The sequence below is a fragment of the Pseudomonas sp. IPO3747 genome, assembly GCF_013385245.1.
Classification (GTDB): domain Bacteria; phylum Pseudomonadota; class Gammaproteobacteria; order Pseudomonadales; family Pseudomonadaceae; genus Aquipseudomonas; species Aquipseudomonas edaphica.
Genome location: NZ_JACAQL010000001.1, coordinates 53,695 through 69,259, shown reverse-complemented (window position 1 = coordinate 69,259; position 15,565 = coordinate 53,695). Strand labels below are relative to the sequence as shown.

The 15,565-nt window shown below is 61.9% G+C and carries 13 protein-coding genes; 7 read left to right on the top strand and 6 right to left on the bottom strand.

The genetic code is table 11. The features are described 5' to 3' along the window. Positions 1–8 precede the first annotated feature (8 nt). Together HX790_RS00285 and HX790_RS00280 are read right to left on the bottom strand one after the other, a co-directional pair. Positions 9–2,387 carry a TonB-dependent siderophore receptor gene (locus tag HX790_RS00285; RefSeq protein WP_017138098.1) on the bottom strand — a complete coding sequence of 793 codons (2,379 nt, stop codon included), beginning with the start codon at positions 2,385–2,387 and terminating at the stop codon, positions 9–11. 154 nt (positions 2,388–2,541) lie between these two features. Further along, entirely contained in the window at positions 2,542–4,194 is a 1,653-nt protein-coding gene (locus tag HX790_RS00280; RefSeq protein ID WP_099549287.1) for a cyclic peptide export ABC transporter, read from the bottom strand. Between the two features lie 201 nt (positions 4,195–4,395). Between HX790_RS00280 and HX790_RS00275 the strand changes: the two genes are divergently transcribed. Continuing rightward, positions 4,396–5,223 carry a N(5)-hydroxyornithine transformylase PvdF gene (locus tag HX790_RS00275; RefSeq protein ID WP_176991087.1) on the top strand — a complete coding sequence of 276 codons (828 nt, stop codon included), beginning with the start codon at positions 4,396–4,398 and terminating at the stop codon, positions 5,221–5,223. Positions 5,224–5,339: 116 nt separating this feature from the next. On the opposite strand, the gene HX790_RS00270 is transcribed toward HX790_RS00275, so the two are convergent. From HX790_RS00270 to pvdM, 3 genes are read right to left on the bottom strand one after another with little or no spacing between them, the layout of a single operon-like run. Continuing rightward, positions 5,340–6,212, bottom strand: a complete 873-nt coding sequence (locus HX790_RS00270) for a formylglycine-generating enzyme family protein (RefSeq protein ID WP_176991086.1) — start codon at positions 6,210–6,212, stop codon at positions 5,340–5,342. Between the two features lie 33 nt (positions 6,213–6,245). Further along, the gene (locus tag HX790_RS00265) at positions 6,246–7,526 is read right to left on the bottom strand and encodes an aminotransferase class V-fold PLP-dependent enzyme (protein WP_017138102.1); all 1,281 of its coding nucleotides are present in this window, start codon (positions 7,524–7,526) and stop codon (positions 6,246–6,248) included. 18 nt (positions 7,527–7,544) lie between these two features. After that, on the bottom strand, positions 7,545–8,894 hold the full coding sequence (pvdM, locus tag HX790_RS00260; protein WP_017138103.1) for a pyoverdine-tailoring dipeptidase-like protein PvdM: 1,350 nt from the start codon (positions 8,892–8,894) through the stop codon (positions 7,545–7,547). Between the two features lie 142 nt (positions 8,895–9,036). On the opposite strand from pvdM, the gene HX790_RS00255 reads away from it, so the two are divergent. Continuing rightward, the gene (locus HX790_RS00255) at positions 9,037–10,650 is read left to right on the top strand and encodes a hypothetical protein (protein ID WP_017138104.1); all 1,614 of its coding nucleotides are present in this window, start codon (positions 9,037–9,039) and stop codon (positions 10,648–10,650) included. Here HX790_RS00255 and HX790_RS00250 read toward each other — a convergent pair. Then, positions 10,643–11,590 carry a DUF1853 family protein gene (locus tag HX790_RS00250; protein WP_017138105.1) on the bottom strand — a complete coding sequence of 316 codons (948 nt, stop codon included), beginning with the start codon at positions 11,588–11,590 and terminating at the stop codon, positions 10,643–10,645. The two genes, HX790_RS00255 and HX790_RS00250, sit on opposite strands and share 8 nt — an antisense overlap. A gap of 144 nt (positions 11,591–11,734) precedes the next feature. On the opposite strand from HX790_RS00250, the gene HX790_RS00245 reads away from it, so the two are divergent. From HX790_RS00245 to HX790_RS00225, 5 genes are read left to right on the top strand one after another with little or no spacing between them, the layout of a single operon-like run. Further along, positions 11,735–12,625 carry an NAD(+) kinase gene (locus HX790_RS00245; RefSeq protein ID WP_010210870.1) on the top strand — a complete coding sequence of 297 codons (891 nt, stop codon included), beginning with the start codon at positions 11,735–11,737 and terminating at the stop codon, positions 12,623–12,625. Then, on the top strand, positions 12,622–13,596 hold the full coding sequence (locus HX790_RS00240; RefSeq protein ID WP_370589459.1) for a metallophosphoesterase: 975 nt from the start codon (positions 12,622–12,624) through the stop codon (positions 13,594–13,596). Before HX790_RS00245 ends, HX790_RS00240 begins: the two co-directional genes overlap by 4 nt. Continuing rightward, a complete protein-coding gene (locus tag HX790_RS00235) occupies positions 13,593–14,462 on the top strand; it encodes a rhomboid family intramembrane serine protease (protein WP_176991085.1) in 870 nt (289 codons plus the stop codon). The genes HX790_RS00240 and HX790_RS00235 overlap by 4 nt, the downstream gene beginning before the upstream one ends. Before the next feature lie 14 nt (positions 14,463–14,476). Then, complete coding sequence (locus HX790_RS00230; RefSeq protein ID WP_017138108.1) at positions 14,477–14,737, top strand: YeaC family protein; 261 nt, start codon at positions 14,477–14,479, stop codon at positions 14,735–14,737. Beyond that, on the top strand, positions 14,734–15,564 hold the full coding sequence (locus HX790_RS00225) for a DUF2797 domain-containing protein (protein WP_017138109.1): 831 nt from the start codon (positions 14,734–14,736) through the stop codon (positions 15,562–15,564). The genes HX790_RS00230 and HX790_RS00225 overlap by 4 nt, the downstream gene beginning before the upstream one ends. The last annotated feature ends 1 nt before the right edge of the window (position 15,565 follow it).

Below are 15,565 nucleotides of genomic sequence, written 5' to 3'. Positions count from 1 at the left end.
GGGCCGGATCAGAAGTTCCAGCGGGTGCTGAGCATGACGTTACGCGGGTCGCCGTAGTAAGCCGAGTTGTAGAAGCCGATGTTGGTGTAGTACTTCTTGTCGAAGATGTTGTTGACGTTGAGGGTCGCCGATACGTTCTCGGTCACCTGGTAACGGGCCATCGCGTCGACGATCCACAGTGGGTCCTGGGAGAAGTTTTCCTCGGTGCCTTTGGCATAGTTGTTCAGCAGTTTCCAGCCAGTGCCCTGCCAGCGCACGCCGGTGCCCAGGGTCAGCTTGTCGAGTGGGCCGGTCAGCTTGTAGCTGGTGTAGATATTGACCTGATCTTCCGGCTCCCAGGTGGAGAGCTTCTCACCCTGTTTGTCGCGCATGATCTTATGGGTATAGCCCGCCTGCAACTGCCAGCCTGGCGCCAGCTCGCCGGAAATTTCCGCTTCGTAGCCTTTGGTCTTGGCTTCGGTGCCCCTGGAGGCGTAATCCAGCCCTGGGTGGCTGTTGGGGATGTAATCCGTGTCGTCGACGGCGCGGTTTTTCTCGTGAACCTCGAAGTAGGCCAGGCTCGAATTCAGGCGACCGTCGAAGAACTCGCCCTTAAGGCCGATCTCGTAGTTCTTGCCTTCATCTGGTTCCAGCGGTTTGTCGTTGCGGTCTCGGTAATCGTCCTGGGGCAGGTAGATTTCGGTGAAGCTGGCGTAGGCCGAGAAGTTGTCGTTGAGGTCATAGGTGATGCCGGCATAAGGCACTACCTTGCCGGTGTCCTTGACCTGGCTGGTGCCGCTGACTTCGTAGTTGTTGACCCGAGTGCCGAGGATCAGGTGCAAGTCATCCGCGAGGCTGAAGCGCCCGGTGATGTAGCTGGCGCTCTGGCGGGTCAGCTCGTCGTTCTTTTTGGTTCGAGGACCACGGTCCGGCTTGGGGGCGTCGCCGTCCCAGTTGAAGTAGTCGTGGCTGTTGTCGTAGTTGGTGGCGTTGGTGTAGTCGCTGCCCAGCCAGTGCGAGCGCGAGACCGACGTGCCGACCACCAGTTCGTGCTCACGCCCGAACAGGCTGAACGGCCCAGTGGCGTAGAGATCACCCGTGTCGCTGGTGGTTTCACCATTGTAGGTACGGGTCAGCAGCGATGCCTTGCCCGTTTCGGCATTGGGTGACAGCAGGGCCGACAACGGGGCTTTGTAGCCGTTGATCTGGTGGTTGTACTGCGCCTTGCCGACCCAGCCGTTGTCGAACGTGTGTTCCAGGGTGGCGAAGGCGGTACGGGTGTACTGTTTCCACTTGCTGTACTTGGCGCCGTTGTTGAAGGAGCGCGGGGTGCTGATGTGGTTGCCGGCCGAGTCAAAGAGCGAGGCCGCACCGGACCAGCTGGAGCCCTGCGGGTCACTGTCCTGGTAGTCGCCACCGATGGTCAGCAACGTATCCGGTGCCAGGTCGAACTCGAGAATGCCGTAGTAGACGTTGGTCTGGCGTTGGTAGTGATCGAGGAACGTGTGTTTGTCCTGGTACGCCGCAACAGCACGGCCACGCACGTTGCCGGTCTCGGTCAGCGGGCCGCTGACGTCGATTTCCGAGCGGTAGTTGTCCCAGGAGCCCGCGCCCAGGTCCACATAGCCCTTGAATTCCGAGGTGGGCTTTTTACGCACCATATTGATGGTGCCACCCGGGCCGCCGGCGCCGGTCAGCAGGCCGGTGGCGCCCTTGAGAATTTCGACGCGGTCGTAGATCACGGTGTCGGTCAAGGTGTGGCCCGACGAGTACTGGGCATCCTGCAGGATCGGAATACCGTCGTACTGGAAGTTCTGAATGGCGAAACCACGAGAGAAATAGCTGGTGCGCTCGCTGTCGTAGGTGGCAACGGTGATGCCCGGTGTGTGACGCATCACGTCGTCGATCGACTTGAGGCTGAAGTCGTCCATAGCCTGGCGGGTCACCACGGAAATCGATTGCGGCGTCTCACGTGGGCTTAACACCATGCGCGTCGCGGTGGCGATGGTGCCAGGGGTGTAGGAGCCGGAACCTTCGGTGATGGTCCCCAACTGGTTGGCGGTCACCTGGGTTGCGCCCAGTTCCAGTGCCGACGTTTTCGCCGCGCTGATGGTGAACGAGCTGCCCTGCAGGTCATAGCTGATGCCCGTCCCGGACAGCAAGGTGGTCATGGCCTGGCCAGGTTGCAACTTGCCTTTGATCGCGTGGCTGCGCTTGCCTTCTACATCGGTAGGGCTGTAGAGCACCTGCAAGTTGGTCTGGCGACCGAACTCCTGAAGCGCGCTCCCCAGCGGCTGTGCGGGCACATTCAGCTCAACTTCCTGCGCCTGCACATAACCTGCCACCGGCAGTGCCAGTGCCAGGGCAATCGCGCTTGGCAGCAGAGGGGTATTCAAGAGGCGGCGCATGGAGAGTGCCTTGCTCAAGGGACTCAGACCGAACGTTGCTGGCATGGATGCATTCTCTTCTATGTTTTAAGTGGGCAGCTTTTAGTGTTTATTGAGGTCAATTCTCATTACCACTAGTGAGACGTTCCTATCCGGAAAAACCGGAAAATAAATTTCAAGCCGGCTCCATCTCGTGCACCACCTTGCCCGCTCGCAGGCGCACCAGTTGGTCGGCGATGTCGAAGTAGCGGTCGTCGTGGCTGATCACGATGATGGTTTTGCCCAGGCGCTTGAGGTCGGGCAGCAGCTCGGTGTAGAACACGCGGCGGAAGGCCGGGTCCTGGTCGGCGGCCCATTCGTCGAACACCAGCACCGGGCGTTCTTCGAGCCAGGCATTGACCAGCGCCAGGCGCTTGCGCTGCCCGGTGGAGAGGTCGGTGGTGCTGAATACGCCGTCCTTGACGCTGACTTTGTGCGCGATTTCCAGGCGCTCCAGGTACTTGGCAGCACTGTCCAGCGATTGCGTGGCGCTGCCCTGGACCAGGTCGTCGAACAGGTAATAGTCGGCGAACACCGTGGTGAACAATTGGCGATAGTCATCGCGCACCGGGTCGGTCACGGTTTCGCCGTTCAGGCGGATTTCGCCGGCGTCGGGTTGATACAGGCCCAGCAACAGTTTGATTAGTGTGGTCTTGCCGCAGCCGTTCTCGCCGACGATAAACACGATATCGCCCTGCTGGATGCTCAGGTTGATCGGCCCCAGGTGAAACGGCTCGCTGCCCTCTACCGGCGGTGGGCTGTAGGTGACGCCACGCAGTTCAAGGCTGTTGACCACCGGCGTGGGGGCTTCGCTGCCGTCCATCAACAGATGCGGCTCGGGGGACGAGAAGCGATCAGACAGCTCGGTGATACGCGCAAAGGCAATGCCGGCCTTGCCGATGATCGGCAGGTAACCGATCACGTGTTCGAGCGGGCCTTTCATGTACAGCAGTACCAACACAAAACCGGTGATCACCGCGGGGTCCGGGTTGGGGCTGTAGGCTTGCATGGCCAGGGCCAGGCCGATGACCACAAAGAACAGCATCGAGCCAAAGGTCTTGGCCACGATGTAAATGTTGACCGAGCGCACCTGGATGTCGCTGATCCGGTCGGCGGTTTCCTGGATACGGTGGGTGTTCATCCGGTAGCGCCGTGGCCGGTGGATGCGCAACTCCTTGGCGCCGGAGGCGATCGCCGAATAGTAGCGCTGCAGTTCGTCTTCCAGGTCACGGGCTGCATCGAAGCCGCGTATGCCTTTGTGGCCGGCGATGAACTGCACGCTGCTGCCGATCACAATGGCGACGATCATCATCAGGAACATTGGCACAGACAAGTAGGCCAGGTAACCCAGACACCCCAGGGTTACCGTGCTGGCGATGGCCAGCGGGGTGAACGCGAAGGAGAAATCGCTGATGGTATCGACGTCGTGGGTGAGCACCGGGATCAGGCGGTGCGAGCGGTAGCGTTCGATCTGCTCGATGGGCGCCGACAGCACTTTCTCACCGAGATCCTTGCGCAGGGCGGCAATGATCCGCTGGCCCACATAGTTGGTGCCGATATCCGAGACGATCGAACTGGTCAGCGCCAACAGGCATAGCGCCGCAAAGGTCAGGACCACGCCCTGGGTCATGCCGGTTGTAGAGTGCAGGGCGTTATTGATAGTCGCCAGCAGCAACGTGATGGCCAGGCCGCCGGCCATGCCCAGCGCGACAGAGACTGTCACGATGGTGCGAAAAGGCCTGAGCAATGCGAGCAAACCGTTAAAGGCGCCGCGCTTGGGGTCGGTCATAAATACTTCCCGGAAAGTGAAAAAAGAGGGGGCTGGGCACACAGACCCTTACCCATGACAAACGAAGTGCCGGGGCGACTATTTAGCGCGGCGCGCCGGGCGGTGGCCTGGGTCGATAAATTGCCTGCAGGGTGGTTCGTTCTTGTTGTGTAGGCGCACGCGTATTGGCGCGTGCCTGATCTATCCAGTGAGAGCGAAACAATGACGAAAAAGAATCTGGTGTATGTCTGGTCCCTGAGAAACGCTGCCGCCGACAAGGCCGGGCAGCCGGTGGCCTACAAGGACCACGAGCGCTATATGAAGTCGGTGCTGGAGTTTCTGGTGGGGTCGCTGAACGACACACCGTTGGGCCAGGCCTACAACCTGGTCGGCGTGGTGTACGACGATGACGAGCAGAACCCGCGGGACCAGCAGTTGGTGGCCGACTATGGTTTTGCCTATCAGCCGGGTCGCCAGTGGCTGTACCCGGCGGACCTGCGCGTGCAGGGCAAGCTGGTCAATGACTTGTTGCTGAGCGTACCGTCCACCTATCGCCGCCTGCCGCGTGGCAGCGCCGAACACATCGCCGGCAAGCAGGATTTTGAACGTCGCTTGCACGACACCCTGGTGGAGTTGAAGGCCGATATCGTGGTGCTGGACGGCCTGCTGGTGATCCTCGATGAGCTGGTGCGGCCCGGCGCGCCGTTCGCGCGGCGGATCATGAACATTCACCCAGGCATTACCCGTATTGAATCGCCTTACGAGCGCCGTGGCGCCTATGCCACCTGGAATGCCTTGTACGGCGCGCGCGGGCAGGCGGTGGTGGATTGGGCGAGCAAAGAAACCAAGGCCTGCGAACCGCTGTACCTCACCGGCGCTTCGTTCCATTACGTGGACAACGGCATTGATTCGGGCGAAGTGTTCCACGACGTGCTGAAAACCGAGATTTCGCCTGAGGACACCATCCTCGAATTGCGCTGGAACAACTTCAATAACAGCCTGTTCCCGGCGTTGCATGAAGGGTTGGAGTTGTTGGCCAAGCAGGCTTAAGGCGATCCAAGTGTGGGAGCTGGCTTGCCTGCGATGGCCTCAACTCGGTGTACCTGATGTACCGAGGTGTCTGCATCGCAGGCAAGCCAGTTCCCACATTCTGCTCGGTGTGCTGCTTAAAGGTCGCGCACTACCCGAAACCCAATCCAGTCCCCGCGGGTTTGCGGGTAGATGGTGTTGCGGTTGCCCGAGCGTGAGAACACCGGCGCTTCGCCCCAGTCATTGCCGCGGATCTGGTAGCCCTCGCAGTGGGGCTCCATCCAGGCGCTGCCGTCGGTAGGGGCGCCGATATAGTTGGGGTGCTCGCAGTCGGCAACCCGCTCATACACATTGCCGTGCATGTCGTACATGCCGAATGCATTCGGCGGGTAGCTGCCCACCGGCGAGGAATAGCTGTAGCCATCTGCCGGGCCGTAGGTGTTGGCGTGCTGGGCGATGCTGTAGCCCTTGCCCTCGTCGAACGGGAAGGGGAACGGCCCGGTGGAGCCGGCGCGGGCGGCGTATTCACGTTGGGCTTCGCTGACCATGTGGTAATTGTGCCCGGTTTTTTCCGATAGCCAGGCGACGTACTGCTTGATGTCGTCCATGTCCATGCACACTGCCGGCTGGCGTGGCCCTTGCGGGTAGCGGGGCTTGCTGGCGATGCATTCGCGGCCGGGGCGGGTGTCGCCGTCGGCGATCTTGACGCCGGTCTGGCGGATATAGCTGTCCCATTCGGCGGCAGTGACGTGGAAGCGGCTCATGGCAAACGGTTTGGCGAAGGTCACGTCGTGCATCGGGCCTTCATCGGGCTCGCGGCCGACTTCGTCTTCCGGCGTGCCCATGGTGAAGGTGCCGGCGGGCAGCACCACCATTTCCGGGCAGTCCTTGCAGTCCTTGAACACTTTGCCGGGTTGCGGCGTGGCGGCCTGCGCCAGGTTGGGCAGCCATGCCGCGCAAAGAGCAGTCAGCGCCAGGGCGGTCAGGGGTTTGAGTCGGGATGGATTCATGTGGGCATCTCGTTCAAAGGAAAAAAGGGCGCATCACAGGCGTTGGCTCAGCAGGGCCATAAACTGCTGGATTTCGTCCGAGCTGTTAAGCAGGCCGGGGGAAGTGCGGATCACCGGGCCGACATCGCGGTCGACGGCATCGATCACCACGCGGTTTTTCAGCATATGGGCGACGACCGCTTCGCTGTCCTGGTCCTTGACCCGAAAAAACGTAAAACCGGCCGACAGGTCGGTGCTGCGCGGTGTCACCAACTCGATCTGCGGATGCGCCAGCAACTGGGTTTTGAGTTCGCTGTTGAGTACGTGGATGCGCGCCTCAACCTGTGCCTTGCCCAGTTGCAGGTGCAGCTTGAACGCTTCATCCGCCGCCCAGCGATGCTCAAAGGCGTGGTAGCCGCCGGGCGTCATGGTGGTGGCAAAGTTGGTGTCTTCGGAGAAGGTCGGCACCATGGGTGTGACGTATTTGTTTTCGGCGTCGCGGGCGCAGACCAGCCCGGTGCCGCGTGGGCCGAACATCCATTTATGCGTGCCGGCGATAAAGAAGTCGCAGTGCATGGCCGGGAAGTCGAGGTTCTCCACGCCAAAACCATGTACGCCATCGACCACATACAGGATGCGGTCGTTGTCGTCGCGGTTGCGATTGAGTTCCTCCACCAGCTTGCCGATTTCGCCGATCGGCAGCTTCACGCCACTGCCGGACTGCACCCAGGTCATGCCCAGCACGCGGGTAGTGGGGCGAATGGCGCGCTTGATGTTGCCCAGCACTTCGTCACTGGAGACCTGGCTGGCGCGCTCGAACAAGCGGATGCGCCGCACCTGGGTGCCTTGGCGGGCGACGCGAAAGTCCAGCACGTTCTGGGTGGCGTAGTGTTCGTGTTCGGTGGTGAGAATCTCTTGGTCGGGGCGCAGCTTGATCCCGCCGTAGATCATCGCCAGGCCTTCCGACGTGCTGCCGGTGAGGGCGATCTGAGCCGGCTTGGCGTTCAGGTAACGACCGGCCCATTCGCGCACCTGGCCTTCACGTTTCCAGGTTTCTTCCAGGCCCCAGTCCATGGCCAGGCCGGGGTTGCGGTCGATCTGCTGGCGGTAGCGCTCAATGGCTTCGCGCACGGGGCGTGGGTGGGAGGTGACCAGGAAGTTGGAAAAGTGCAGGTAGTTCGGGTCTTGGGTGAACAGCTGTTTGAAACCCGTCCATGGGTCGTTTGTGGCAGGCGACTGGGTGGCTGCCTGGGCGTGCGCGAGCAATGTGCTGCCCAATGGCAGGCTGGCGGCGAGTACGCCAGCCTGCTTGAGGAATGTACGGCGGTCGGTCATGGACTGGCTTCTGAGTAATTAGCGGTTGGCCAACGGCTTGGCGGCTTTTTGTACCTGGTCCCACACCCGCAGGAAGTTGCCTCCCCACAGCTTGGCGATGTCGGCCTCGGAGTAGCCGCGCTGGATCAGTTCGGCGGTGACATTGCGCACTTCGCCGACGTTCTCCCAGCCCTGGATGCCGCCGCCGTCGTTGAAGTCCGAGGCGATGCCGACGTGGTCGATGCCGATCTTGCGCACGGTGTAGTCAATGGCATCGCCCCAGTCCTTGAGGGTGGCCTTGGGTTCTTCTTCAAGAATGGCGTACAGCCCCTGGGCGTACTGGCCGAACTTCTGCTCGGACCAGGCGGCGATGATGGCGTCGCCGGGCATCAAGGCCATGGCCAGGTTGGGCAACGGCGGCAAATCAAAGCGCGCACGCAAAGTGTTGAGCTTGTCCTGAGTGGGTTGGCTCAATGGGCGCAAATAGGCCGGGAAGCCCACCACCTGCACCACGCCACCGCTGTTTTTGATCAGTTGCAGTTCTTTGTCGCTGAGGTTGCGCGGGATATCCACCGAGGCACGCGGCGCCGAATGCGAGGCAATCATGGGGGTACGGCTCAATTGCGCGACTTGCTCCAGCGCCTTGGTCGACATCTGCGACACATCAATGATCACGCCCAGGTCGTTGAGGCGGTGCACGGCTTGTTGGCCGATGGGTGACAGCCCTTCAAGCGCGTCGGTGGTGTCATTGAAAAACGGCAGCGGGCGTGACGAGTCGGACCAGGCGTTGTTGCCGATATAGCTGAAGCCGAACATGCGCATGCCGCGTGCCGCCCACAGGTCCAGCTGGTTGAGGTCGTCGCCCAGCGGGTAGGCGTTGAGCATGCTGATAAAGATCGCAAACTTGCCCTCGCCATGCAGGCGCCGCATATCGTCCGGGGTGTAGGCGATGCCGACCTGATTGGGGAAGTCGCGCACCATGCCGGAGATGATCTTGTAGCGTACCTCTTGCTCGTGGCGGGCCTCGTCGACAAAACCGTCGGTGGGTTTGTGCGGCGCGTTGGGGCCGTTCCAGATTTCCGGCCAGCCGAAAATCGTCAGGGCCGCGCCCGACAAGCGCCCGCGTGCCGCCTTGGCGAGGTCAAACTGGCCGCTGCCATCCTTGTCGGCTTCGTTGCCGGCGGTGCCGAAATCCATGGGCACGGTGATATGGCTGTCGAACGACAACAAGCGGTCCTGCATTTCGTTGGCCTGCTTGATCACCTCCAGCGGGTAGCCGGCATTGCCTTTGAACCAGTGATCCCAGGCCAGGAAACCGACCCCGGCGCCGATGGCCAGTGCCAGCGGCAGGCCGATATACAGCGCCTTTTTCGAACGTGATTTTGTCATTGCCATCTCAGTCAGTTGAGGCCTTTGCTATCAGGGAAGAACGAGCCATGGCCGGGGAAATTTAGGCGCGGGCGCTGGGCCGGTAAATTTCTCGCGGCCGTCAACGTTCTAGCTCTGATCAAGCTGTTTCCTAAGGTAGACAATGACCCTCTCTCGACGTGGCTTCATCGCCGGCCTGGCGCTGACCGGCGCTGCCGTGCCAGCGGCCCTTTATGCCCACCGCGAGCTGACGCGTGAAGAATTCCCGATCACGCCGGGCGAGGCCACGGTGGACCTGGCCGACACCGCCGGCCAACACCTGGCCAATACCCTGCGCGGTGTGTGGAGCCTGCGCCTGGAGGGCCGCGATGCAGGCCTTAAAGGCTTGCCGCTGCAAGGCCTGGAGCTGTTGCTCGACATCGCCCCGCGCGGCCGTGGCTTGCGTGGCTATCTGGACACCGCTGCAAACCTGCGTGCCGAGGGCGAGCCGCGTTACCGCGTGCTCGGTGATCTGCTGACGGGCGAGGGCGCCGTGCTCTACTGGCGCCTGATCGACCGCGACGCCGCGGATGGCGCACCGGCCTATGAGTTCAAGATGACCCTCGACGAAGTTTGGGCCGACTTCGCCAATGCCGGCAGCAGCACCCTGAGCGGGCAGGTTCTCGACCTTGAGCGTCCCCTGGCCCTGACCGAGCGCGACAACCGCTTTATCGCCCACAAGCAACTGTTCCCCGAGGCGCGCCAGCGTATCGGCCTTAACCCGACCTTGCTGGCCTGGCTGATCGCGCCTGAGCACCGGCTGTTCCACCAGCTCTGGCACGCCACCCGTGACCAGTGGCACAAGCTGTCCGAGGAAAAACGCGATGCCCTGCGCGGTATCGGTTGGCAACCCGGGCCACGCGGCCAGGAGCGCGACGCGCGCGGCAAACGCAAAGACCGCAACGGTTCGGGTATCGACTTCTTTTTCATGCACCGGCATATGCTTGGCACTGCGCGCTCCATGCAAGACCTGCCTTCCTGGCCGCAATTCCCTGAACCCCAACCGGCGCTGGAACGCGATCGCCTGGGGTTTTTGCGTTATTTCGATAACCACGACGGCTTTGCGCTGCCACCCTGTTGGTCAGCACCTGATGACAGCGACTACACCCAATGGGTCAGCGATATCAAGGCGGCCGAGACCTACCACAGCAACTTCCAGGTGTGGGAGTCGCAGTACCGTGACCCGCGTTACCTGGCCAAACTGACCTTGGGCCAGTTAGGTTCGGAGATGGAGCTGGGCCTGCACGACTGGCTGCACATGCGTTGGGCCTCGGTGCCCCGTGACCCGTCCAACGGCGCGCCGGTGCCGTTCGCCCGTGACCCGGCGGACTTTGCCGCGCGTTGGTACGCGCCGCAGAACGACTTCCTGGGCGACCCGTTCTCATCGCACGTAAACCCGGTGTTCTGGCACTTTCACGGCTGGATCGATGATCGCATCGAGGACTGGTTTCGCGCCCATGAGCGGTTCAATCCAGGCGAGGTCAGCCGGCTGGAGGTCAACGGGGTCAAGTGGTTTGCCCAAGGCCGCTGGGTGGAAGTCGCTGACCCATGGCTGGGGCCGGACACCCACGGTTGCAGCACCACGCCGGGGCTGCAGATGGGGCGGTCGATGGAGATGGACCCGGAGACCATGAAGCTGGCGCTGCGCATCACCTTCGCCGAAGAAGACGGATTGCAGGCCTTGTTCAAGCGCGTGCCGAAACGGCCCTGGTATGCGCGCCACCTGAAACTCAAGTAATGCCCGGGACGTTTGGCCACAGGTCTGCAACAAGGAACAAACGTTCGGCTTCTTCCCAATCTGCGCCTTGCTGAACCAGCCGCACCAGTAATTGGGCCGGTGCCATCGGGTCGAGGTCTGCCAGCCAGGCTTGCATCTGGTCAGCACGCCACACCTGATCCTCCGAGTAATGCGCCGGCGCCAGCCAGGCGTGCCGAGGCAGGGGTTGCCAGCGCCCCGGCGGGCTCTGGCTGACGAAGTCGCGCCAATCACGCTGATGCAGCCAGCGCCCGCGCAGGTGCTGTGGTTCAACGCCCAGCGGGGATTCGGCGGTGCCGGGCCACGGATAGAGCAAATACCCGCCCAGCCACAAATGTGCATCGAACTGCGCAATATCCAGCGCCGCCAGGGCTTCGCGGCTTTCCGGGCGGGCCGAAATCGGTAGTTGATGCTGGGCCAGGTGCGCGAGCTTGCGGTCCAGCCGGTCATGACAGCCGGGGCCGAGCCATTGCGCGGGGTCCTGGCCGTTGCCGTCCTGCGGCCCCAGATACAGTTTGATCGCCAGTTCCAGGTGGTGCACGCCATCGCGGTCGCGCACCAGCATATCCAGCTCGCCCAGCGTATGCCCGGCGCGGCGGATCGGCAGGTTGGCGGCCAGTAACTCCACCCCCGGCGCATGTTGCACCGCGAATTGCCACAGGCGCTCGTAGTACAGGCCCAGGCGCCGCGTGCGCGACAGGCTTAGCCAATGCTGCAAGGCGCTGCTGTCCTGGTCGAGGGTGCGTAACCACTGTTCGAGCCGGTGCGGCGCCTGCACCCAGTCGCTGCCGGCCAGTGGATGGCGCTGCGGCCAGGGCGTTTGCGCAAGCATCGGCGGGGCGAGCACCACCCACGCCAGGTCGCGCACCTCGGGGTGGCGCAATTGGCGGGGCAGGTTGAGCAGGTCGGGGAACACAGTCATGGTCCGAGCATAGCCTTTTAGAGCCGTTAAGGGTGGCTGAGAACCATTGTCATCAAGGCCCTGCGGCGACAAAGGGTTTTGCCTGACGCGGCCTTTCGCCCATAATCGTTCTTTTTGCCAGACCCCAAATCCCGCAGGAGCCCCATGGAGCAATTTCGCAATATCGGCATTATCGGTCGCCTGGGCAGTACCCAGGTGCTGGACACCGTCCGCCGGCTGAAAAAATTCCTGCTGGAACGCCACCTGCATGTGATCCTCGAAGACACCATCGCCGAAATCCTGCCCGGCCACGGCCTGCAAACCTCGTCGCGCAAGATGCTCGGCGAAGTCTGTGACATGGTTATTGTGGTCGGCGGCGACGGCAGCCTGCTGGGTGCCGCCCGTGCACTGGCGCGGCACAACGTGCCGGTGCTGGGGATCAACCGTGGCAGTTTGGGGTTCCTCACGGATATCCGCCCGGATGACCTCGAAGTCGAAGTGGCCAAGGTGCTCGACGGCCATTACCTGGTGGAAAACCGCTTCCTGCTGCAAGCCGAAGTACGCCGCCACGGTGAGGCCATCGGCCAGGGGGATGCGCTCAACGATGTGGTGCTGCACCCTGGCAAATCCACGCGCATGATCGAATTCGAGCTGTATATCGACGGCCAGTTCGTGTGCAGCCAAAAGGCTGACGGCCTGATCGTCGCCACGCCGACCGGTTCTACCGCGTACGCACTGTCGGCCGGCGGTCCGATCATGCACCCCAAACTCGATGCCATTGTGATCGTGCCGATGTACCCCCATATGTTGTCCAGTCGGCCAATTGTGGTTGATGGCAACAGTGAGCTGAAAATCGTGGTGTCCAAAGACATGCAGATCTACCCGCAAGTCTCCTGCGACGGGCAGAACCATTTCACCTGCGCCCCCGGTGACACCATCACCGTGAGCAAAAAGGCACAGAAGTTGCGGTTGATCCACCCGCTGGACCACAACTACTACGAAGTGTGCCGCACCAAGCTGGGCTGGGGCAGCCGCTTGGGGGGTGGAGGCGACTGATGCTCGATCCCGCGCGTAGCTACGACCTGATTGGTGACGTGCACGGTTGCGCTCATACCCTTGAGCACTTGCTCGACCGGCTGGGCTACCATAAACAGGCTGGAACCTGGCGCCATCCGACGCGTATGGCGGTGTTCCTCGGCGATATCATCGACCGTGGGCCACGCATCCGTGAGGCGCTGCATATCGTCCACGATATGACCGAGGCCGGCCAGGCGCTGTGCATCATGGGCAACCACGAGTTCAATGCGCTGGGCTGGAGCACGCCGGCCCCGCCGGGCAGTGGCAAGCAGTTCGTGCGCGAGCACAACCCACGCCATGCGCGGTTGATCCACGAAACCCTGACCCAGTTCGAGCACCACCCGGCCGACTGGCACGACTTCCTCGGCTGGTTCTACGACATGCCGCTGTTTGTCGACGCCGGGCGGTTTCGCGTGGTGCATGCGTGCTGGGACGAAGGCTTTATCCAGCCGCTGCGCGCCACCTTCCCGGATGGCTGCATCGACCAGCACTTTTTGCAGGCCGCCGCCGTGCCGGGCAGCTTTGCCTGCAACGCCTTCGACCGCCTGCTGCGCGGCACCGACATGCGCCTGCCGGACGGCCTGACGCTGACCGGTGGCGATGGCCTGACGCGCTCATTTTTCCGCACCAAATTCTGGGAAGACGACCCCAAAACCTACGGCGACATCGTGTTCCAGCCCGATGCACTGCCGGAGCCGGTGGCACGTACGCCGCTTTCGTCTACGGAAAAAAATTCCCTGCTGCGTTATGGCGTCGACGAACCGTTGTTGTTCGTCGGCCATTACTGGCGCAGCGGCAAGCCGGCGCCGATCCGCGACAACCTGGCCTGCCTGGACTACAGCGCGGTGCTTTACGGCAAGCTGGTGGCGTACCGACTGGACCAGGAAACCCGCCTGGATCCGCGTAAATTTGTATGGGTCGACGTTGAGCGGCCTGAGGTCATTGTATGAGTACGGTAGCTGTATTGCGCTTGCCGCTGAGTGTCGACTTGAGTGGTTTCGTCAAACTGCTGCAACGCATGCAAGTGCCCCATCGCGTCAGTGAAGAAGCAGGCGAGCAAGTGTTGTGGGTGCCCGAGAACATCAGCGCCGACGTGCAAGTGTTGTATCAACGCTTTCCCGCCGGTGACCCGGACCAGCAACTGGATATTCCCCAGCAGGCGCCCGTCACGCGGCCAAGCTTTGTTCAGCAAGTGCGTTTCAGTCCGGTGACGGCGCTGGTGCTGCTGGCGAGCATGATCGTTGGCGCGGTGACCTTGTTGGGTGAAAACCTGCAGACCATGAGCTGGCTGACCTTCCTGCCGTTTCACGTGATGGGCGACTACATCCAGTTCACCTCGTTTGCCGAGACCATGGCCTCGGGGCAGTGGTGGCGGCTGGTCACGCCGATGCTGATCCACTTCGGCATCCTGCACCTGGCCATGAATGGCATGTGGTACTGGGAGCTGGGCCGTCGTATCGAGTTGCGCCAGGGCAGTATCAACCTGCTGGGACTGACCCTGTTGTTCAGCCTGGTGTCCAATTACGCGCAATACGCCTATGGCGGCCCGAGCCTGTTTGGCGGTTTGTCTGGCGTGTTGTATGGCCTGCTCGGGCATTGCTGGATCTTCCAATTGTTGTCGCCTAACCCGGCTTATCGTCTGCCGCGTGGCGTGCTGGCGATGATGCTGATTTGGCTGGTGCTCTGCATGTCGGGGCTGATCTCGATGATCGGTTTCGGCGAAATCGCCAACGCGGCTCACCTGAGCGGCTTGGTCATCGGTTGCCTGACGGGTTTGCTGGGCGGGTTGTACAACCGCCGCAAAGCCTCTATTTGATAAGGAAGAGCCTTATGTCCTCTTTTGCTGAAATGATCGAAAACATCACCCCGGACATCTACGAGAGCCTCAAGCTGGCCGTGGAAATCGGCAAGTGGTCCGATGGCCGCAAGCTCACTGCGGAGCAGCGCGAGCTGTCGCTGCAAGCGGTGATCGCCTGGGAAATCCAGAACCTGCCCGAAGAGCAGCGTACCGGCTACATGGGCCCGCAGGAATGCGCGTCCAAGTCGGCGCCGGTGCCGAACATTCTGTTCAAGTCGGATGCGATCCATTGATTGAAATTGGTCGCGGTGCAGTCAGCAAAATGTCGGCGCAACTCGGTGAGCCGACCGTTCAATACGCGTTTCGCCTGGGCGACACCGAGGTGCCGGTCAACCCGTTGATCGGTAGCCACGTGCGCCTGGAGTATCTCGGTGCCATCCATTGCAGCCATTGCGGCCGCAAGACCAAGACCAGTTTCAGCCAGGGTTACTGCTACCCGTGCATGACCAAACTGGCCCAGTGTGACCTGTGCATCATGAGCCCCGAGCGTTGCCATTACGACGCCGGCACCTGCCGTGATCCGGGCTGGGGCGAACAATTCTGCATGACCGACCACGTGGTGTACCTGGCCAACTCGTCGGGCATCAAGGTCGGCATCACCCGTGCCACCCAGTTGCCGACCCGCTGGCTCGACCAGGGCGCCAGCCAGGCGCTGCCGATCATGCGCGTGGCGACCCGTCAGCAATCCGGTTTCGTTGAAGACCTGTTTCGCAGCCAAGTGGCCGATAAAACCAACTGGCGTGCTTTACTCAAGGGCGATGCGCAATCGGTGGATCTCAAGCAGGTACGCGATGAGCTGTTCGCCACCTGCGCCGACGGCCTGCTGGGGTTGCAGGAACGCTTTGGCTTGCAGGCCATCCAACCGGTAACCGACATCGAGCCGATCGAAATTCGTTACCCGGTCGAGCAATACCCGGCCAAGATCGTCAGCTTCAACCTGGACAAGAACCCGATTGCCGAAGGCACGTTGCTGGGGATCAAGGGCCAGTACCTGATCTTCGACACCGGCGTTATCAACATTCGTAAGTACACGGCCTACCAGCTCGCCGTGCATCAGTAAA